Consider the following 21603-nt stretch of genomic DNA (forward strand, 5'->3'; position numbering starts at 1 on the left):
TCCGCTATCCGGATGGCGCCCAGCTTTTATTCTTTACTTAAAAACCCCAGGACCCTTAACAGGTTTATAAATAAGTTAATAAAGTCTAAATACAAATTTAATGCCAATAGCGGAACCATCTCATTTGTGATCGTCATTCTTTTCATCTGGTTAAAGTCATACATAATATAAGCGGAGAAAAGCACAGTACCGATGATTGAATAAACAAACATGGCAGTAGAAGAAAACGGCCAGAATAGATTCATAATGGATAGTGTAATTAAAGCTAATAAAACCGTTAACAACAGGCCGCCTAGAAATGAAAGATCTCTCTTCGTTTTAACTCCAGCAACAGCCATGACAAAAAAGACAACGAACGTAGACGCAAACGCCCCAAGAACCACTTGAGCCCCAGAAGTCTGTAAATAATAAGCGACGATCGGATAAGTCGTCACTCCTGAAAGAAAGGTGAAGAAATAAAGAAAAGAATACCCAACAGCCTTTCGTTTCCGCAAAAAGAACGCTCCAAGCAATAGTAGAACTTCAATCACGATAAGCGGTAAAAAAAGTGCTGGCGGTACTATAGTGCCTACACACATTCCAAGGACAGCTATACCTAAAGAAAGCATAAACGCTTTAAGCACTGCATTCATATTTTCATGATTAGTCACTTCATAATAAGCTGATTGTGACATATACACGTACCTCCTTTTTATTTTTTACTAGATTATACGATATAACTAGAGTACGGTTTCAAAAATATCATAAGAGATTGAAATTTCATCCGTTTTAAATGTAATCCCCAGAAAGTGACAGCAAGCCCGTACGTTATATACCATTTATGGTGGTGTTATCCATAATAATGTATAAGGAGTGATTCATTTGCTAAAGAACCTGTCAGATATGCAAAAGGCTTCAATATATATGGCTTTCGTTTTTTTCTTTGTATTTATGATCATTATGCTGCCCGTTAAGCAGAGCACGTCTTTATTTATGTTCGTTCCTTTTGCTTCTGTGCTGATGACCATGCTGCTCACGGGAGAAGGATTCACTAAAGCGGGGTGGAAACAACTTGGATTTCATCGTTTTCCCCTAAAACTCTCTTTGTGGGCACTCATCATTCCAATGGTTCCGATCATCATTGGATATATGATTGTTTGGCTCACAGGTCTCGGTACTTTTGGGATTGGAGAAGAATATGAAGGACGCGGGACATTTCTATTTGTTGGTTTTTTCATTAGCTTTATCGTAAGCTCGCTGACCGTGACGCTGGGGGAGGAAATCGGCTGGCGCGGGTATCTAGCGGCTAAGCTAAAAAAGATCGGACTCGCAAAGGCTCTATTGTTGAACGGGTTTATTTGGGGATTATTTCATTTGCCGATCATGCTGTTCACCGATATTTATCATGGGGATGTTCATTTATTGATTTTTATACCGTTGTTTATGGCAACCGTGACGCTGGCCGGCGCATTTATAACGTATGTGCGATACGTCACAGGAAGCATCTGGCCTGCCATCTTTGCTCACTCGGCCCATAACCTTATGTGGCATTACGGAGAAATATTTACACAGAACCCAAGTCCTGTTGTTCCCTATATCACTGGAGACGCCGGCATTGTGCTGATCATCTTTTATCTCATGATCTTCGTATGGATGATTAAGAGAAATAAGGGACAAATGCTGCTTTAAAGAGAGAAAAAGGAGAAGTGCCAGGCACCTCTCCTCTACATTCCCTCTAGTATAGAATCGTAAATTTCACCAGTCTCTGGAACAACGCCATACCAGCCGTATGTTGAATTGTGTTCAAATTCCGTTCCTTTATCTAGAATTTTATACACATGGATATTATAATGCCCTTCTTCCGTGTCGTGATCATATACGACAGAAATATCCGGCTGGTTAGTAAATCCTAAGTGGTCTCTCACTAACTGTTCTGCTTGCTCTGGCGTTAATGTATCGCCCGACGGTGCCTCTTCGGTTACTTCTTGATTTTCGCCGCTCGCATCTTCTTGAGCTATTTCTTCCGTCTCTTCACTCGACTCTTTTTCCTGTAATGCTTCTGGCAATAATTCGTTCGGAACGTCATATAAAATCTCGGTGTTGTCTGCATATACACCTTTTATCTGGTCAAGCTCAGGATATCGGATAATATATATTTTCCGTCCGTCGTATTTGCTTTCATTAAGAAGCTCCACTTTAGGATCGAATTGTTTTTCATAAGCTTGCAGCTCGTCCCATGTGACATTCATTGGTTCTTTCTCGGGTGCCACCCATTTGATATCGTCCATGACCCACTTCCCATTTTCCTTTACGACGGTGTAATAAACCGTATTCCCGCCATCTCCCATATCGTTGATAAATTCAATACTAGATGCTGCAAACATTTGATTCGTGCTTTTATGTAAGGTAAAGCGAACATCTAAGCTAGTATCAGGGAAAAATCGTTGATCACATTCACAATAATAATCCGATGCTGTTTCCCTTAAAAATCCGTCGGTAAAACTTTCAGATGCATAGTTTAATAGTTCTGGCTGTAAAACATCGAAGTTTGCAGGGTTATTATAGTTACTCCAACGGTACTTTTCCCCAGAATCCCTAAACGTTCCAACGATTCCTGACATCAGTTCATCTACAGTCTTCTTAGCTTTGGCTTCTGACAAAACTCCCTCAATACTGTTATCTTGATCAGAATGGTTTTCAGCTTCCTTCGTATTCGCAGATACACCAGCTGTTTGAGAGGCTTCTTCTGTTTGTTTAACAGCCGGCTCTTTTGAAGCTGAATCGGTCTGATTGCCGCAGGCACTGAGTACCATGAACAAGCCTGCTGCTGCTAATCCTCCTATAAATCGATGGCTCTTTTTCATTAAAAATTTACACACTTGCACGTCACCTTCTCTTCGTTAATGTTCTTATACATCCCGCAACTCACAAGCAATCTATTTGAAAACCGCCACAGATTCCTCTAACTTTTCAGCAAACTCTTTCAATATAATCGTCGTTTCTTCCATTTTATCCATTTGTACAAGCTCTTTTTTAGAAGCGCCTGCTACATCGATTGTGTCTTTCGCCGTTTGCTTAGTAATCTCTGAGAATTGCTCTAATGAGGCGAATATTTCTTCTGCTCCTGCGCTCAGTTGTTCTGTGACCGCAGAGACTTCTTGGATCTCTTCATTTACCTTTTGAACCGAATCAAGAATCCGGGTAAATACTTTTCCAGTATGCATGACGGCCTCTGTTCCTTTATGCGCTTTCAACGTGCTTTCGTTCATGTCTGCAATCACTTCTTGCGTAACGCCAGTGAAGTCACTCATCAGCCGGGATATTTCCTGTGCTGAACACTTCGACTCTTCGGCAAGCTTTCTTACTTCTTCCGCTACAACAGCAAAACCTTTTCCATGTTCTCCCGCTCGTGTCGCTTCAATCGCAGCGTTCAAAGAAAGCAGGTTGGTCTGGTTGGATATTTCTGTAATCACCTTTGTCATTTGGCTGATTTCGTCCACTTGACCGACCATACTTTCCAGTTTGCTGGCTGTTGCAGTGATCGATGACTCTACTCCTTGAATTTCGCTAATGACATAAGTGATATCACGTTCACTCAACTCAACCGTTTGGGTTACATCATTGGATGATTCAGAAACGCTCCCAGAAGAATCTGCAATTTTTTGGATGCCGATCGCCATTTCCTCCATCGCTTGAATCGATTCCTCTAACTGCTGTAAATTGCTTTTACTGCTGTCCGCAATATAATCAATTTTCCGAGCACTCTGTTGATTAGAGTTTCTCGCAGTATGCACATCACCCGCCAACTGTTCAGAAGTCTGAATGAGGTGATGAGAGATATCAACAATACCAGAAATTAATCTTCTGATTCTATGCGTCATATTTTTAAATGAATCGGCTACGTGCCTGATTTCGTCATGACCTTTAATGACAAGACTGTCAATCATCTGCTCTGCTTTCTCAAGATCACCATTCTGGATTTCCCTTGCCGTTTTGGAGATGACAGCCAGCGGAGCAAGACGTGATCTTGTGTAAAAAAACAACAGCACCCCGGTGCCTGCAATAAGCGCCAGCAAAATCGCGATGTACAGCGGCAGTGAATGAGCAATGACGTGGTCTTGGATAACACCTACATCATCTGCCATAATATCGACACCTAGTATGCCAATGACCTCATCATTCTTATTTTTGATCGGTGCAAATGCTGACAAATATTGTCCGTATTCCGGGTCATTCACAATGTCTGTGGAAGTGTACTCACCCTTTAACACAGGTTCCACATCTGCGAATGAAGTCCCCGTCGTTGGAGCACCAATTTCTGAGGCCAGGTCGGAACCTTTTGGCGCTCCATCCACAAGGATCGTAACCTTTTCATTTTTTTCATTCATTACATAAACGTAAGAAGCACCCGTTTTCGCTTGATAATCACCTAGCTGCTCTCTTAGTTTCCAATACTCTTCAGACTCTTTCGGATGTTCAAGAAACGTTTCAAATGTACGCACATCAAAACCGGAAGCCATATTTTCGGCTGTATTCATGCTGAAATTCGCTATCGTTTGCTCTACTGTCATTTTTGTATTTTGAAATAATATAAAAATCGTTATGACAAGAATCAGCAGCATAGAACCCAATAAAGGCATCGTGATCTTCGTACTCAGTTTTCCCTCTCGCTGTCTCATGAAATTCCTCCAATATAATTTTCTACAATCATATATCGGCTTTTTTGAGACTTTATAAAGTATTACTGATATAAAAGTGAATCGACCTATGAAGACACAAACGGAAAGCCAGCCAAAATGACTGACTTCCTTTTTCTCTTATTATAAAAATTCAGGGAGCGGCAAGTACAACCTCTCAGATATTAATCTTCAAAACCTTCCCCATCTTACCTAATTCAGACTCAATGTACTCTTTACTGTAATCATAACCAATCAATGCAATGACCTGGCCTGTGTCGTCGATCACCGGTGCCAGGCTTGTTTTCCATTCTCCGTAAACGTCTTTATATATCGGGGTTACTTCCACTCTTCCTTTCACTGCATTAGCAGCTACTTTAGTGAATTCGGGTGATGGTTCATAGGATTCTCCAGGCGTCATGACAAAGTCTTTGTCTGCAACAAGAGTCCTAAACTTCTTGTCCTCAAGGATATCAAAGATAAACGCCCACTCGATTCCCCCTTCTTGTTTTCTGATCATCGTAAGCTGACTTTGAATCTTCCGAAAAGTTGGATTAGAAAACGCGGGTTCTCTTTTCAATTCGCTGACCTCTTCAGGCTGTATGATTGCTGCTGTTGCTATAGCTACAGAACGCAATCGGCTATTTAGCTGACTTTCAAGTACGTTCCTTTTAGCAGATGGGACTATATTCTGTTCCGCCAATTTCGTCAAAATCTTTTTATACTTCCTGCTCATTGTGGGCTGACTGACATTCAGCACCTTTGATGCTAGTTTAATAGATTTATATTTTTCCATAGCCATCGTAATTAATTGCTCTTCTACAAGATCAATGGCGTCTTGCAGGGGCATAAGATGTTTAAACATGGGTGGAGATGTCATCACTTCTTGTTCAAATGGAATAAATTCTTGCACAACAGAAGCATCTACCACTGTATCTTTACTCGTGACAACTATTCTCTCAACCGTATTTTCAAGCTGTCTAATGTTACCCGGCCATTCATAGATCGACATTAAGTCAATGGCATCTTGATTGATTTCAATTGTCCGATTATACATATTGTTATACTTGTGTAAAAAGAAACGAATGAAGTAAGGAAGCTCTTCAATTCTTTCCCTTAATGAAGGGATATTTATAGGAATGACATTTAAACGATAATACAGATCTTCCCTGAACTTCCCTTTATTCACTAAGCTTTTAATATCTTTATTCGTAGCTGCGATGACTTGGATGTCCAGTTTGACAGTAGCCGAACTTCCTAAACGAGTCACTTCCCTTTCTTGCAGAACTCTTAGTAATTTCACCTGAAGATTAAGCGGCATTTCACCGATTTCATCGAGAAAAATGACTCCCTTATTTGCCAGTTCAAATTTGCCAGGCGCGCCATCCTTCTTTGCACCGCTAAAAGCCCCTTCCTCATATCCAAATAGCTCGCTTTCCAATAGGTTTTCAGGAATGGCTCCACAGTTCACTGCAATAAATGGTTTGCTTTTTCTAACACCCAGGTCATGAACGGCCCGCGCTATTACCTCCTTACCTACTCCAGATTCCCCCAATAAAAGAACGGATGACGAAACCTTCGCAGCCATTTCAACCGTACTCAAAACATCCATCATCTTTTGACTCTTCACAATAAACAGCCTAGAAACGTCTTTTGTAAGCGTTTTAGAAAAATCGTTTTCATCCTCCACGGTGTTTTCCATCAAAATATTATCGCTTCGTGAAAGAACCTTGAGCCCCCATGTATAATATTCTTTATCGTTCAGCTTATGATCCGGGTAATAAGTAATAAGTATTCTTTGGTTATTCCAAGCCGTTTGAATAACAGACCTTTTATCTCCATTCAGTAAATCCTCTAGAGACGATTCATCATAAAAGATTTTTTTTTCAATTTCAAATAAATTCATGCCGATCAAATCAGGCTTATCTTTCCATAACATTTTGATATTTCCGAAATTTCCAATTATTTTTCCCCGAGTATCAGTAATAACGAGTTCGTCATATATACTCAAAAGAGTTGACTGTAAAACGCCCACAAGCATGTTATGAATTTTAATCACATCCCTTTTTGATGTTTTCTCTGAAGTTATTTTAATTTTAAATGAAAAACCGACAAATGCAAATCAATTGTTGTCTGAATTTTTAGTTTGTAAAGGTTTTCAAATTTGAATAAAAATTTCATAAGTGAAATCATTAATTGGCTCAATCCTAGATTTGTAAGGGTTTTCAAATTGGTTCGCAACTTGCAATACTCTAAATAGACTAAATATTCAAATCAATAAGGAGGGGCTATTTTGAAAAAAGAAAGCATGATTAAAAAAAATATGATGTCTACAGATGCATTTGTCAGAACCTTGTATACCGATCTTCATGACAGAATTCAACATTATGAGAAGGAAGAATCCAATACTGAAAAAATGGGGATCGTTCATGCCGTTCCTGAACTAATGGTCATAGGGGCTATTTCCGTATTTTTGTTGTTTGTTATTTTCTAAATGAAATTTCATTTAACGTTGTTGTATATACTCTTAATGCTTTATAGACAGGTTAGGCGCCTGCCGCCTGCTAAATAAAAATATTCGGAGGTTGAAATGAGTAAAAACAATTCTGCTATTTCAAAGGATGTAGCTTTTGGATTCCTGCCGGCACAAAAAAGTGATCGTGTGTTTGGTTTTTGGGATTTGGTTCTCATTCAAGTGGGAATCGGTATTTCTTGTATCTGCATACTTGTAGGCGGGTATACGGGGATGCTGCTTAGTGCTAAAGAAGCGATTGCATCGATTTTATTTGGAAATGCCTTGCCTTTCCTATTAATTGCACCTATCATCCTTCTTTTTGCCAGGTACGGGGTGGATACATTTATTGGTTTCCGCAGCGCGTTAGGCTACTTAGGATCAAATATATTTTATTTTATCTTCATGTTCCTTACGATCGGTTACATGTCCATTGCCTTCTTTATGGCAGGACAGGCATTGGTGAAGATTGCTTCTGTCGCTGGTCTCCCGGAATTTTTTACAACTAGAACAACGGGGGCACCTTTCTTTGCCATCATCATCTTTGCGATTGTATTTTTGATCACTTTTCAGGGACCGCTCGTCATGCGTAAGTTTAACTTAATAGGTGTTCCAGCTATTTTACTGATGACTTTAGGACTCATAGCTCTTTTAATGTTTGGACAAGGATTGGATAAAATATTCTCTCTATCTCCAGCTGAACCCTATGATGATCATGCTCGTTCCCTTATTACAGCTTTAGAAATAAACATTGGACTTGGATTTTCTTGGCTTCCTTACCTGGGCCAATACAGCAGACTTGCCAAAAGCGAAAAGTCCGCATTTAAAGCCGGCTTTTTCAGCTATGGCATTATTGTCAACGTCGCTGTCATACTAGGAGCCCTTGCAGCCTTAGTCGTTGCCTCATTAGATCCAACCGATTGGATGTTTGCCATCGGAGGCACATGGATTGGAATCATTGGTCTTCTGTTACTTACTCTTGGAAATATCACGGCAGGAACGTTTCTTATGTATTCGCAGGCTATTAGTTTTAAAACCGTTTTTCCAAAGAAATCCTGGTCTATTGCCATGGCAACAGCTATACCAACAGTCTTGTTATTGTTGAGTGCCTCGTTTTACGATGCTTTCGGATCTTTTATTACAGTGATTTCCTATATCATGGCGGTATTTGGAGGAATCGTCATTTCTGACTTCTTCTTTGTGAAAAAACAGAAAGTTTCCATTCGAGATCTTTATGATACGAACGGAAGTTATTATTACTGGCGGGGAGTGAATCCATCTGCCATTGTAAGCTTTATCGTTGGTACAATAGCCTACTGGAGCTTGTACAATCCTGTAGCGGATACTTCCAGCAGTTTGTTCTATTATATGTCGGCAGGTATCCCAGCATACTTTGCAGCAGGAATCTGCTACTATGTTTCGGCCAAATACGTCTTTTCTTATCATGCAGATCAAGTCATGAATAACAATTCTTTACCATCCAAAAGCAACGATGCTGTTTAATCCAGAAATTTTATTTTTGAAATAAAATTTAATAATTGAAATTACACATGTGAATAAAAAAATCACAAAACCTGATTTATCGCGGTTTTGTTTGGAAATAACATTTGGCACGGATATTGCAATTACTAGAGTAAGAGCAGGAAAGCTTCGTAAACGATTCTGCTGCTCATTCACCGCATTATTGGAAGGAGGGATACATTGACAATCTTAGTAATTGGATTAAATCATGAGAGTGCTCCTCTAACAATAAGGGAACAGACTCACTTTGATGCGTTCGAAAAAAAAGATATTGAACTTAAATTAATATCTAACCCGATTATCAAAGAATGTGTAGTTCTCAGTACATGTAACAGAACTGAAATGTATGCAGCTACAGACAATCTGTATTTGGCGGAAAGAATATTAAAAGAGAAATTGCTGAAAAAAGTGACCAAATACTATCACAAAGCCGAAAGTGCGGTTTATGTCAAAATAAATGATGAAGCCGTGACTCATTTATTTACTGTCGTTTGCGGCTTAGATTCCTTAGTTGTAGGGGAAACTCAAATCCTGGGGCAAGTGAAACGAGCGTTTTTTGACAGCCAGCACTCTAAAAATACCGGCGAACTTTTCAATCGCCTTTTCCAACAGGCGATCACGATTGGAAAAAAGGCACATACTCAAACGTCGATAGGAAAACAAGCGGTCTCCATCAGTTATGCAGCCATTCAAATGTTAAAAAAAGAAATTCCTCAATTAGAACGGAAAAAAGCATTACTCATTGGCGCGGGAACAATGAGCAGGTTAGCTGCCCAGCATTTGAAGGAAGCAGGATGCCATGAGCTGCTTTTTGCCAACCGTACCTTCGATAAAGCAGAGGAATTAGCCGCCGTCTACAATGGAAACGCTTACCCTTTCAGCGAGTGTCTGCAGCTATTAGAACAAGTTGATTTGGTTATTTGCTCTATCAACAGAAACAGTTATCTGCTGGACACAACAAACGTGATTCATCTTATCGGAAGCAGAAAAGAACGTCCTCTTACTTTTATCGATCTTGGAGTGCCAAGAAATATAGACCCAAAAGTTGGCGAACTAGAAAACGTCTATTTATATGACGTGGATCACTTACACAACGTCATTGACTCCAATCAAAAAGAAAGATTAAAAGAGGCAAACAAGATCAAACGGATGATAGCAGCGGAATTATTTGAATTTAACGATTGGAAAAAGACATTATCCATTACCCCTCTTATCGAGGAACTGCAAGAAAAATCTTCAGGTATTCAAGCAGAAGCAATGAAACATATTCATAATAAATTACCCAGCCTATCTGAAAAAGAAAAGCAGGTGATTTCGAAATATACAAAAATGATTTCCAATCAATTCATCCGCCGCCCCATTCTTATGATGAAAGAGATCGCTTCACAAGAGGAGAACGACGAAAAAAAGGTTGAATATCTCAGCTTAATTTCCAGAATGTTTGAATTAGAAAGTGAATTGGCGTTTGATGTCGATCTGGATCATCCCCTGCTGCATCAACTGCTAAAAGATACAGGAAGTTAACAACACAAAGCTGCGTTTAATCAAAAGGAGGAGAATCAGATGTTTAAATCAACTAATCTTGATATGTTTACATTCCCATTTACAAATTTTAAGCATAAAACATATCGTTATTCCAATGACTTAGTGGCATTAAGTGAGGATAAAGTGAATTTCATGAAAATCACTCCCGAATACAAAGTTCAAATCAAACGGAAACGAGAAATGTTAGAAAAACAACCAGATGTCCGCTACCAATCCTTCCCCCATACGATGGAAATGCAATGGGAGTTTGTTGAATTATTAATCGATTTGGCGGTAGATAAATACCCTGAACACTTTAGCGTTGAAAAAGATGGAAACCAATGGACTTTCTCTAACCATATCCTTGAAGAAACAGAAACCTTCATTTTTGGTGATGAGTCAAGTATTTCACTGGAGCCTTATGATATGATTGGCCGCCATTTTCATAATGACTTTATGTTAATGGTCAACAGAGATGATAACTTCTACCTAGAAGTGGCTCAAGAATCTTTTGCAGCATTGTTTTCACCAAACTGGAATCTTGGAATGTCATTTAATGAAATACACGGACCGGTACCATTTGTCAGTCGGGATGGTGTAGACCTCGCCGATAGAATCAGAAAGTTTTTGTTAACGATTGAACCGGGAGCACCAAGAACAAGGGTCAACTGGAACCTTATGGCCGATCGTTGGGATGTCAACTATGAAACAATGGATATTTGGGGACCTGAAAGACATAAGGTAACAGCAGAAAATGCAGGAAAGCTCGTTCACCTTCGTGTAGAAGAGCAATGGTTCATCCGCATGCCGCGCAGCAACGCCATTTTATTCATCCTTGATACTCAGTTTCTCCCATTGGAAGACCTCGTACTGAGACCGGAATGGCTGGAGATCACCTATTTTAACCTTGCAGATATTCCAGATTATATGGCGGAGTATAAAGGAATGGCACCGTTCTTACCTCAATCGGTTGAGTATCTTAAAAACTTGATTGATAGTGTAAAAGTGAAATAAAAAACCAAGAAGAAAGGGAGGAGCACTTTGTATAATAGCCCCGTATTATATGATCAATCAGAAACAATTAAAGAAACAATTACCTTTAATAATAAAAGAAAAAAGCACCTGATTATTTATGATCAAAAAGCTGTAAGCGATGTCAAACAAGTTTTAGCTGCGGATTCACAAGAAGCGCTTGAATATGAGCACTTTGAAATGGGAGATTCCATCAACCTTCAAGACCTGCGTACCCTGCTTTATAGTCAAAAAATGGGCACTCACCTGTACATTGCTTCGGACTGGGATCACGCCGTCACTGCTTTTACTGAAGCGATCGAAGCAGGCTTTACAGAAGATGAAATTCAAACAATTATATACGGACCTAAAAGACGTTATATCTATTGCATGAAATGTTATCAAACGAGTGAAACCAGCTACGACGATGAGGTTCAATGTACACACTGCGATGCTTACATGGAGGTTGGCCCATTTTTCTCTAAAGTTCGCAAAGGCTATATAGGTTATCCATTCATCCCTAATTAACGCAATTTAACTCACATTGAAGAAAGGACTGAGGTGAAGGTTATGAGAGTCATAGGAAATATAGAAATGTACGTAGGAAAGATCGAGCAAATAACCGAAAGTGTTAAACGCTTTTATCTTTATCCTTCCGATCAGAAGCTGTTACCGGCATTTACGGGCGGTGCGCATATCACGACATATGTGGACCAGGGAGAGACAATCCTTGAAAGAGATTATTCTCTTGTAAGTGATCCAACCGATCGCACTCACTACTCTATCTCTATTAATCGTGACCCACATTCAAGAGGAGGATCTGTTTATTGGCACGATCACGTCAAAGTCGGTGATACAGTGAAAACTAGTTTTCCAAAAAACCACTTTACGTTAGGGTTTCACGCTAAACATCATGTGTTTTACGCCGCTGGAATTGGGATCACTCCATTCTTAACGATGATGACTGAACTAGAAGCTCAAGGAAAAACATTTGAACTTCATTATGCAGCACGAACAAAGGAACTGTGTGCTTATTATGATTACTTGAATGAAAAGTATCCGGGCAAATGCACCTTCTACTTCTCAAGAAGTGATGAACCCGTACGCATGACACCGGAAACGATGAAGAATCAGAGAATTGGCAGCCACGTTTACTTCTGTGGTCCCGTTTCTATGGTTACTGAATACAAGGAAGCAGCTCTCTCCTACGGATATCCAGAAAAGTCCATCCACTTTGAATTATTTGCGGCTGCATCCGGAGAAAACCATCCATTTTTAGTGGAAGTCGTTAATCGTAATACAGTCATAGAAGTAAACTCTGAACAAACGCTGTTAGAAGCTCTGCTTGATGCAGGCATCGAAGCTCCCTATTCCTGCAAAGCTGGAGGATGTGGACAATGTGAAGTGGATGTCGTTCAGGGAGAAGTGGATCACCGGGATATCTTTTTCAGCGATGAAGAAAGACAACAACGAAAGATGATATTGACATGCTGCTCAAGAGCTAAGGAAGAAAAATTAGTTTTAAAAATATAACTGACGAGGTGGATAAAAAATGACAGTACAAACACAAGCAATCGAGTTAAAAATGTATATCAATGGTGAGTGGAGAGATTCTCAAAACTCCGATTTAAATAAAGTAATCAATCCTGCAAACCAAGAAGTGATCGCTACAGCTCCAAGAGCAACAAAAGAAGAAACAGAAGAAGCGATCGCTGTTGCAAAGGCTGCCTTTGAAAGCGGTGTATGGTCTGAACTAACTACTCACGAGCGAGCTAAATACCTCAATAAAATTGCAGACAAAATTGAAGAGAATTTTGATGAATTAGTTAAATTAGAAGTGATGGACAATGGTAAATTGAAAGCCGAAGCTGAATTCGATATTAGCGATGCTGCTACATGCTTCCGTTATTACGCTGGTTTGATTATGACACCTGATGGCGAGACATACCAAGTTCCTGAAGATGTACAGGCAATGGTCGTTAGAGAGCCGGTTGGCGTTACTGGTCTGATTGTTCCTTGGAATTTCCCACTATTAATGAGCGTGTGGAAAATCGCTCCAGCATTGGCTGCAGGAAATACAATTGTTTATAAGCCAGCAGAATCTACTCCGATTACTGCCATGAAATTAGTAGAGATCATCGAAGAAGTCGGTGTTCCTAAAGGTGTAGTAAACCTTGTAATGGGTAAAGGCTCCGTCGTCGGTCAGACGATAGCAGAAAGCAACGATGTCGATCTTGTCTCCTTTACAGGAAGCACAGAAGTTGGACGCGAAATTATGAGAGCTGCTGCAGGAAACTTAAAGAAAATTTCCCTAGAGCTCGGCGGAAAATCTCCAAACATTATTTTTGCAGATGCAGACTTTGAAACAGCGGTGGATTATGCGCTATTTGGAATTTTCTTTGGTGCTGGTCAAGTATGCTCATCCGGAAGCCGTATTTTAGTAGAAGAAAGCATCTACGATCAATTCGTGGAACGCTATGTTGAACGCGCTAAACAAATTAAAGTTGGTCCTGGTCTAGATGAGACTTCCCAAGTGGGCGCAATTAACAGTGAACATCAAATGAACGCCATTTTACGTTACATCGAAATTGGCAAACAAGAAGGTGCTACACTAGCATGCGGCGGCCGTCGTTTAACAGAAAACGGCTTAGATCAAGGATTCTTCATCGAACCAACCGTTTTCACAAACGTTACATCCGACATGCGCATCGTTCAAGAGGAGATCTTTGGGCCAGTCGTTACCATTCAAAAGTTTAAAGATGAAGCAGAAGCCATTCAATTAGCTAATGATACTGTTTATGGACTTGCCGGCGGTGTTTTCTCAGGTGATGGAGCAAAAGCAATGCGAGTCATTAAAAAGGTTCGCGCTGGAATCACTTGGGTGAACGCCTACCACCCTACTTATGTAGAAGCTCCTTGGGGCGGATATAAACAAAGCGGAATTGGCCGCAGCCTTGGAACTTATGGTTTGGACGACTTCCAAGAAATCAAGCAGATCAATATTAACCTTGCAGTAGAACCTGTAGGCTGGTTTCCAAACAACTAAATCCTAAAAAGAGAAGTGAGTCCCCTCACTTCTCTTTTTCCAACCAATGAATGATGTTTGATATCATGTAAGAAAAAAATCATATCAGTTTTCATCCTATTAGTTCCTATTTTAATAGCCAATGCCGCAGCTTTTCCAAGTCATTGACCGGATCTCATAATGACTGAACCGTTAAGCCTGATAGAAGGAAGGAGAGAATCAATGGAAAGTTCGAGATCAACAAGTCGGGTAGAGAAACATTCTGTTCCTTTTTCGCTTGCATCTAAAATGAAAGGAGACGGCGTCACGCCTTTAAAAGTAAATGTAAAAGATGCCATGACGGGATTACTCGGTGGCTTTTTAACCATTTCTGTTTTATCCATATTGACTAGCGTCACGTCAACGGAATGGCTAATCGCTCCATTTGGTGCTAGTTGCGTTCTTGCATTCGGTGTTTGGAACGCCCCGCTGTCACAGCCAAGAAATATTATTGGCGGACATCTCATATCAACCTTCATCGGCTTGTCAATCTACTACATATTCGGGAATAGCCCCTGGGCAATTGGTTTAGCTGTTGGATTGGCGATTGCCGCATTAATGTTAACCAAAACCACGCACCCTCCGGCAGGGGCAAATCCGCTTGTCGTGATGATGGGAGATTACAATTGGAGCTTTTTATTTTTACCTGTTTTCATCGGCTCCGTGTTAATCGTTTTATTTGCGCTGCTGATCAATAATTTAAGAAGTGATCGAAATTACCCCACGTTTTGGGTATAGAACTGCCGGGAGGTCAGATTCATTTCCTTCTATTATATAGCTGCCGTCTCATTTCTCTTCTGCTGCTTTCACAAACGAATTCCCCTAACCCCACTATAGCTTTCAATTTCCTATGAAATCTTGCCCCACTACTCTGGGGCAAGATGTTTTGTAAGCTTCGTTTTTCGGCCGCTTTACGCTCTTTCTAAACTTCTTTCCTGTTTAGGAGAATAACTAATCCCCACAAACACTAGAAATATTCCGATAAGCTGATAGACATCAGGACGGTAGTTTAAAATCGTTACATCAAGTAAGATAGCGACAATCGGATCAATGAAGACTAAAAGAGCAATGGTTTGAGCCTTTAATTCACGCAGACTGCTAAAAAACAAATAAAATACAAATCCTGTATGAATAAATCCTGTCACAAGGATATAGAACCAGTTTTCAAAAGTAAGATGTATAAAATTTGACCAGTCCACTAATGGCAGCAATAATACAATACCGAGACTTGTTTGAATAACAGTTGTTAACAAGGGACGAAGCATTTGAATTCCCTTTCCCGTGATCGAAGTAAGAGCGTAGAACAATGCTGCCGCAAACGCCCAGACAACACCCGTGGATAAAAATCCAGCAACAGTTGCATGCTGGTGAATGCCTCCCACTAACAAAGTTCCTAAAAAGCAAACAAAGAAAAAGACCCATCCTGTTCTCGTTATTTTTTCTTTAAAGATAAAAGAACCTAAGAGAAGCACAATCACTGGTGCTAGATGATAAATGGATATGACCACAGTAATCGGCATCACTTCTAAAGAACGAAAGAAAAAGACCCAATTTATGATAAGGAATACACCGCATAATAAGGCAAGTACATACTCCCGGTGAGGAATAGGAATTTTCCTCTGTTGTTTTGTTTTCAGTGCACTAATCCCCCATATCGCTCCTAAAAGCATGCTTGCACAGAGGCAGCGCACAAAAACTAATTCGATTGAGTGCAGACCCGTTTTTTCCGAAAATAAACCGATCGAACCGAATATGGCCATGGAGATGGCAAATTTTAGCTTTGCATACATCCAATCCCCCCTCTAATTCGTTATCATTATAACGACTGTGATTTTTATCGTACCTGCCCCATCATAAAAAAGAAAAGCTAAAAAGAAAAGCCCTGCAGATTCATGAGGGCACTGAAAAAGTCCACCTAAAATAGTGACTACACTAAACATTGTTGATTTGCGCTCCAGGCGGACGCTTTCCACTCCAATCAACGGTATCTGCTTAAAACAGGGGGAATTAAAACACTGCTTTACTCCGAAAAGGCAAATATTGAATACACAAAAGAAAACGAAATAGCGCTCGCCGCAAAGTTGAATCCAATTGTTACGCAAGGTCCACGAAAAGAAAAAGAATAGAAAAAATCAAAGAAATAGTCAGCCGCTTGTTCGATTTCGAACAAGCGGCTGACTATTTCTGTTTGAAAAATCGGTACGAATTTAAAATCGTAAGTTTTTCAGTGCCCTCAGATTCGCAGAGCCTTCCTTTTCAACAAGAATATTCGTTCGATATGTATAGAGATGTAATAGACCCTTTCCTACCTATAATTGATTTCTAAAGTTAACTCATTCTCCGCTGATGGGTAATAGTTTAACACCTTCAAAGCCTCACTCTTTATGAGGTCGTTCACGATTTTCTGCTTATTTTCATTACCTAATCGGATCATTTGAGGGTACTCTATTTTGACATCCTTATCCCTGTAGCTTTCTTTTGTTAGTCCATAGGTGATGCTTTTTGAATAGCTTTTGCTGTTCTCCTCTATTGACTGCGACAGATAGAAATTATTTTAATTAACATTTGGAATAAATTATACAAATCCCCATAAATTTAAAATTGTGTTGATTTTTCATGATGGGGAGGAATCGAAATGAGTATGACTGTCAGCTTTCCAAAATGGGTAGTAACCGTATTATCCACTCTAGCTTTATTAGCAGCATTCACTTTTTCTCAAGCATCCAGCGCTTCAGCATCTATTAATTACGGGGAGGAAGTCTCAGAATCAGCCAAACGATATGTGGGGACCCCTTATAAATGGGGAGGGACAACGCCAAACGGATTTGATGCAAGCGGTTTTACACAATATGTCTATAAAACAGCAGCAACTAAAATGACGATCCCGAGAACAAGTGCATCACAATATCATACAGGGAAAGCAGTGAAGCAAAGTGAATTGAAACAAGGCGATTTAGTCTTCTACGCTACCGGACAAAAAGGGAAAGTATCGTTTGTTGGCATTTATAATGGAAATGGCACATTTACAGGGGCCACATCAAAGGGAGTAAAAGTGGTGAAAATGAGTGATAAGTATTGGAAAGATCGTTATGTAGGTGCAAAACGAGTGATTAAATAAATGAGGCTTCAACGCATATATGAGCGATGCTAACTCCAATACCCCTTATTTATTTGCTATATAACAAGAATATAATAAAAAAAAGAAGTGCTGGCAACACTTCTCCCGCAGCCCCTGCCGTCAGGGTGGTGGCTGTCATACATTATTTAGTTCTGCGAGAACCACCCTGCTTCTACGGCGAGGGGTGGTTTTCTTGTTTTAAAGAAATACACACTTACTTCGCGTGCAATTCCTTTCAGAACTTCACAAAGAAATTCAAGAAACGTTTCTACGATGATTACATTCTTTCCTAAAACGGAAAGAATAGCGACAATCAACCACCCTCACATTCGAGTGAAAACAAAAAAGAAAGTCCTATCTCCGTAATAACTACTTTTCCTTTCAAACCAAACTTATTAAGGAATCAACTCCCCTACTTAATTTTTATAAGGCTCTATTCTTTCTAGTTCCGAGGTGATGACATGCTTCGAACCACCGCTGGTATGAATAGATTCACTTTTAACTAACCCTAAACGTTTCGCCCAATATTTTCTAAAAACCCGAACAGAACCATCGTCATAAACTTCGCGTTCTTCCAAGACAATGACATTTTTTATCGTCCCATAAGGAACCTTAATCTCAGCATTAGTTTTAATGATCTTCTGTCCGTTAATTTCCCTTCCAACTTCAATTGGATTTTTGAGTAATGTCGTTCTATGTTTATATCTATCTAGAGTGGCTAGATTAACTGTTCCGTTTTCGTATACTTCGTCTTCGTGGTAAACTTCAGCGATTTCATTTTGACTGATATCAAGAATCGAAAGGATTCTTGTTCCTTCATTATCATCATACGTTTCTAATAATCCGTTTTTTAAAGACAAAACCGTTTCTTTGTATTCCGCATATTCCATACCAGTGCCTTTAAAATATTTGACACTCATTTGTGGGGGCATGTAATCAATAAGGTTAATAGGTGTCGTCTGACTTTGCTGCAAGACAAGTTCAGCTGACATCGTTTTTGAGTTGTAGTTGACCTTTGCTCCTAACATCTCTGCTACATCACGGAGCTGCACAAATGTTTTTCCACTATCGTGATACCAAGTATCACTATTGACTGCTTGTCCATTGACTGTGACACCTATCCGATTTTTATGGACGTTCTCTTCTTCAACCGCAGCGGTATTCCCTCTTGGAGTTTTATATTGGTGAATGACTGTTCCCGCATAGGCAGCACCAGAACCAAGTCCGGCGGTAAGTACTGAACCAATGATCATTCCTTTAACCGTTTCTTTAGTAAACAGCTTCATTGCCTTCTCCCCCACATTCTTCATTATTTATACATATGTATCAAAGGTGATATAAAAAAGAAGCGAAATAGACTCTTTCCCAGTCCATTTCGCTTCCTCTATTCTATTTTCATTCGGACATTCAATGACTTGATTATTGTTTAAATTCACTTTCCATTGTACGCGCAAAGAATAGTGAAAAGTGCGCTCTCGTAATACTCTCGTTAGGTCTGAAAGTATTATCTAAATATCCTAAAGTGATATTGTTATCTGCAAGAGCTTGGATACTGCCATTTGCCCAATGATTCTTCGTATCTTTAAAGCTTGATGCTCCAGTAGACTTTAACTTGAAGGCTTTGGATAGAATACTTGCCATTTCTCCCCGTGTGATATTTTGATAAGGTTTAAATTCAGTACTAACAAACTCATCAAATAACCCTTCTCTCATCACAGCCGAAATAGACGTATAGCCAGTGATCGTTTTAGGAACATCTGTGAATACCGGACCCGAAGCAGAAGAAGTGTCTAACTTTAATGCTCTCGCAACCATAATCGCTGCCTGTGCCCTAGTAATGTTATGGTTTGGTCTAAAGGTATTATCAGGATATCCGCTGATCACGCCTTTGTTATAAAGGTAGGTAAGCTCATTGTACCCCCAGAAACCAATCCCTAAATCTTTAAAATTTCTTGATAGCAAAGCAAAAGAATACGGGACTTTAGAGGCTCCAGTATAGTTATCAATGCTTATATAGTACGTTCCCTTCGTTACAGCGAACGGAAAGGTTGTGTTCCCAGATGCAAAAGAGCCATAGTCCGTATGGAAACGGTTAATCGTATTTCCTTTTTCGTCATAGATTTTTACATCCCAACTAGAACCAGCTAAATTAGGAATATTCATCACCAAGTTAGTCGTTCTATCCACTTTGAAAGAGTAATAATCATAATCGCCAGAAGAGCTTAATACTCCCTGATATTTATAGTTTAATTGAATAGGATTTGCTTCTTGAAACGAGCCATTCAGTTCTTTTTCAACAAAACTGCTCTCATCATATTGCAGGTTAAAGTGATAAGGGACTTTGGATGCCCCCGTGTAGTTACTAACCCTAATATAGTACGTTCCTGCTGGTAAGCCAATCTGGTCCTTCTTATCCCCAGTGGCAAATGATCCATAGTCTGTATAGAATCTATTCAGATTGGTGCCTTGGGAATTATAAACATTCACGTCCCATGAAGAATTCGTAAGGTTTGGCATTGTGATTGATACATTTCCAGGCTTATCTAGCGTAAATTTATAATAGTCATCATCACTAGATGAACTCAGTACACCTTTATATACATTGTTGACTTTCATACTCGTCGCACTTTGTACATTATTATTGGCTTCTTGCTCATAGAGGTTGCTTTCCTCGTATTGCAGATTAAACGTATATGGAATTCCAGATGCCCCAGTATAGTTGCTGATCCTAACGTAGTATGTTCCCGCAGGTAACCCAATCTGGTCTTTCGTATTTCCATTCGCAAATGATCCATATTCCGTATTGAACGTGTTCAATGTGGTACCTTGAGAATCATACACCCTCACATACCATGAAGAATTCGGCAAGTTGGCCATTGTAATTGAGACATTCCCAGGCTTATTTAACGTAAATTTATAATAGTCATCATCACTAGATGAACTCAGCACCCCTTGATGCTGCTGGTTCACCCCGATTGTCGTCGCTTGTTGCACCGTATTATTCGGTTCTACTTCAGTTGCTGCCATAGCATAAGAGGCACCGAATATTGAAAAAACGAACAAAGCAGTTAAGAATATCAGTCTCTTTAACATTTACTTCCTCCTATAGTAATATTTAATAAAAACACCTCCTATTATAACAATATTAAAAGATGAATAGTAGTTCGAAATACTTATATAAGGAGTGACAGGCACTATACCTATTTGACATTCTCTCTTCTTTTGATATGCTGAAGATAGTATTCTGAAAATTAAATTATTTTTCTGCTAGGGGAGCCTTTGAAAGGCTGAGATAAAAGTAGACTTTAAACCCTTGGAACCTGAACTGGTTAATACCAGCGGAGGGAAGCGGAAATCGCTTATTGACTTATTTGCGTAATCATTAGAAAGCGTACATAGATGCTTTTTGCGAGTAAGCGAAATCCCTTTCCTCCTCAGTTCCCTAAAACAATGAACAGAGGAGGATTTTATTATGCTTTTTACAGATCAGTTAAGACAAGCCACAGAACACAGTTGGAAGTTAAGTTTGAATCATCCCTTTGTCAAAGGAATCGTGAATGGTGATTTGCCGCTCGATACATTTAAATATTATATTCTTCAGGACATTTATTACTTGAAGCATTATGGAAAAGTCCATGCCATGGCCGCCGCACAAGCGGATGACTTTCAACATACCGCGCAGCTTGCTGAAAAAGCGAAGCTGACGGCACAGGCAGAGCTGACCGTCCATCAGGAACATGCAAAAGTATTAAATATTACAGAAGAAGAAATGGAGAATTTCCGTCCTGCTCCTACAGCATACGCTTATACCTCTCACTTATACCGGGCGGCTCTTTCCGGCAGCTTTGCCCAAACACTCGCTGCCCTGCTGCCATGTTATTGGCTATATGCCGATATTGGAAAAGTATATGAAGAGGCTGCACCTGCAGAGCCTATTTATCAAAATTGGATAAAAACCTATGCAAGTGAACGGTTCCAAACATCTACCCAGGAACAAATCGATTTGTTGAATCAGTATGCTGACTCCGCAAGCGAAAAGGAAAAAGAAAAAATCACGGAACAATTTGTCCTTTCCAAAGAATACGAACTCGCTTTTTGGGAGATGTCCTATACAAAAGAAGGATGGCTGTCGGAAAAAAGCAAAGTAGTGATTTCTTAAATAGAGAAGAAAAAGAAGGTATCACCTATTTATGTAGAT

At 39.7% G+C, this 21603-nt stretch carries 18 protein-coding genes, 1 pseudogene and 1 riboswitch; of the genes and pseudogenes, 11 read left to right on the forward strand and 8 right to left on the reverse strand.

The annotated features are described in order from the left end of the window. Positions 1 to 26: 26 nt before the first annotated feature. Positions 27 to 674: a Bax inhibitor-1/YccA family protein gene (locus QYG89_RS07635; protein ID WP_404316222.1), complete on the reverse strand. Its 648-nt coding sequence runs from the start codon at positions 672 to 674 to the stop codon at positions 27 to 29. A gap of 187 nt (positions 675 to 861) precedes the next feature. Between QYG89_RS07635 and QYG89_RS07640 the strand changes: the two genes are divergently transcribed. After that, positions 862 to 1668 carry a CPBP family glutamic-type intramembrane protease gene (locus QYG89_RS07640; RefSeq protein ID WP_404316224.1) on the forward strand — a complete coding sequence of 269 codons (807 nt, stop codon included), beginning with the start codon at positions 862 to 864 and terminating at the stop codon, positions 1666 to 1668. A gap of 35 nt (positions 1669 to 1703) precedes the next feature. On the opposite strand, the gene QYG89_RS07645 is transcribed toward QYG89_RS07640, so the two are convergent. From QYG89_RS07645 to QYG89_RS07655, 4 genes and pseudogenes are all read right to left on the reverse strand, one after another. Next, positions 1704 to 2864: a hypothetical protein gene (locus QYG89_RS07645; protein ID WP_404316226.1), complete on the reverse strand. Its 1161-nt coding sequence runs from the start codon at positions 2862 to 2864 to the stop codon at positions 1704 to 1706. Between the two features lie 51 nt (positions 2865 to 2915). Continuing rightward, entirely contained in the window at positions 2916 to 3860 is a 945-nt protein-coding gene (locus QYG89_RS17375) for a methyl-accepting chemotaxis protein (protein ID WP_449727744.1), read from the reverse strand. Next, positions 3855 to 4658: pseudogene (locus QYG89_RS17380) on the reverse strand (HAMP domain-containing protein); the annotation flags it as partial. The gene QYG89_RS17375 and the pseudogene QYG89_RS17380, both read right to left, overlap by 6 nt. A 175-nt stretch (positions 4659 to 4833) precedes the next feature. Next, positions 4834 to 6594: a sigma-54 interaction domain-containing protein gene (locus QYG89_RS07655; protein WP_404316231.1), complete on the reverse strand. Its 1761-nt coding sequence runs from the start codon at positions 6592 to 6594 to the stop codon at positions 4834 to 4836. Between the two features lie 354 nt (positions 6595 to 6948). On the opposite strand from QYG89_RS07655, the gene QYG89_RS07660 reads away from it, so the two are divergent. From QYG89_RS07660 to QYG89_RS07695, 8 genes are all read left to right on the forward strand, one after another. Next, positions 6949 to 7149, forward strand: a complete 201-nt coding sequence (locus QYG89_RS07660; RefSeq protein ID WP_404316233.1) for a hypothetical protein — start codon at positions 6949 to 6951, stop codon at positions 7147 to 7149. Positions 7150 to 7245: 96 nt separating this feature from the next. Then, positions 7246 to 8670: a purine-cytosine permease family protein gene (locus QYG89_RS07665; protein WP_404316235.1), complete on the forward strand. Its 1425-nt coding sequence runs from the start codon at positions 7246 to 7248 to the stop codon at positions 8668 to 8670. Between the two features lie 198 nt (positions 8671 to 8868). Continuing rightward, complete coding sequence (hemA, locus tag QYG89_RS07670) at positions 8869 to 10212, forward strand: glutamyl-tRNA reductase (RefSeq protein WP_404316237.1); 1344 nt, start codon at positions 8869 to 8871, stop codon at positions 10210 to 10212. 39 nt (positions 10213 to 10251) lie between these two features. Beyond that, on the forward strand, positions 10252 to 11226 hold the full coding sequence (locus QYG89_RS07675; protein ID WP_404316239.1) for a heme-dependent oxidative N-demethylase family protein: 975 nt from the start codon (positions 10252 to 10254) through the stop codon (positions 11224 to 11226). A gap of 27 nt (positions 11227 to 11253) precedes the next feature. Beyond that, the gene (locus tag QYG89_RS07680) at positions 11254 to 11751 is read left to right on the forward strand and encodes a dimethylamine monooxygenase subunit DmmA family protein (protein WP_404316241.1); all 498 of its coding nucleotides are present in this window, start codon (positions 11254 to 11256) and stop codon (positions 11749 to 11751) included. 66 nt (positions 11752 to 11817) lie between these two features. Continuing rightward, positions 11818 to 12756: a PDR/VanB family oxidoreductase gene (locus tag QYG89_RS07685; RefSeq protein WP_404316243.1), complete on the forward strand. Its 939-nt coding sequence runs from the start codon at positions 11818 to 11820 to the stop codon at positions 12754 to 12756. Between the two features lie 19 nt (positions 12757 to 12775). Next, positions 12776 to 14269: an aldehyde dehydrogenase family protein gene (locus QYG89_RS07690; protein WP_404316245.1), complete on the forward strand. Its 1494-nt coding sequence runs from the start codon at positions 12776 to 12778 to the stop codon at positions 14267 to 14269. A 201-nt stretch (positions 14270 to 14470) separates the two neighbouring features. After that, positions 14471 to 15025: an HPP family protein gene (locus QYG89_RS07695; RefSeq protein ID WP_404316247.1), complete on the forward strand. Its 555-nt coding sequence runs from the start codon at positions 14471 to 14473 to the stop codon at positions 15023 to 15025. Between the two features lie 173 nt (positions 15026 to 15198). On the opposite strand, the gene QYG89_RS07700 is transcribed toward QYG89_RS07695, so the two are convergent. Continuing rightward, a complete protein-coding gene (locus QYG89_RS07700; protein WP_404316249.1) occupies positions 15199 to 16077 on the reverse strand; it encodes a DMT family transporter in 879 nt (292 codons plus the stop codon). 845 nt (positions 16078 to 16922) lie between these two features. Between QYG89_RS07700 and QYG89_RS07705 the strand changes: the two genes are divergently transcribed. Continuing rightward, on the forward strand, positions 16923 to 17405 hold the full coding sequence (locus QYG89_RS07705; RefSeq protein ID WP_404316251.1) for a C40 family peptidase: 483 nt from the start codon (positions 16923 to 16925) through the stop codon (positions 17403 to 17405). A 416-nt stretch (positions 17406 to 17821) separates the two neighbouring features. Here the strand turns inward: QYG89_RS07705 and QYG89_RS07710 are convergent, their stop codons facing one another. After that, the gene (locus QYG89_RS07710) at positions 17822 to 18691 is read right to left on the reverse strand and encodes a stalk domain-containing protein (RefSeq protein ID WP_404316253.1); all 870 of its coding nucleotides are present in this window, start codon (positions 18689 to 18691) and stop codon (positions 17822 to 17824) included. 133 nt (positions 18692 to 18824) lie between these two features. Then, the gene (locus QYG89_RS07715; RefSeq protein WP_404316255.1) at positions 18825 to 20498 is read right to left on the reverse strand and encodes an S-layer homology domain-containing protein; all 1674 of its coding nucleotides are present in this window, start codon (positions 20496 to 20498) and stop codon (positions 18825 to 18827) included. 166 nt (positions 20499 to 20664) lie between these two features. Further along, positions 20665 to 20769: riboswitch (TPP riboswitch) on the forward strand. Positions 20770 to 20877: 108 nt separating this feature from the next. Between QYG89_RS07715 and tenA the strand changes: the two genes are divergently transcribed. Further along, positions 20878 to 21564, forward strand: coding sequence for a thiaminase II (gene tenA / locus QYG89_RS07720; protein ID WP_404316257.1), 687 nt, complete (start codon positions 20878 to 20880; stop codon positions 21562 to 21564). Positions 21565 to 21603 lie beyond the last annotated feature (39 nt).

Origin of the sequence: Bacillus lumedeiriae, from assembly GCF_044891285.1 — a bacterium.
Lineage (GTDB): Bacteria > Bacillota > Bacilli > Bacillales > Domibacillaceae > Pseudobacillus > Pseudobacillus lumedeiriae.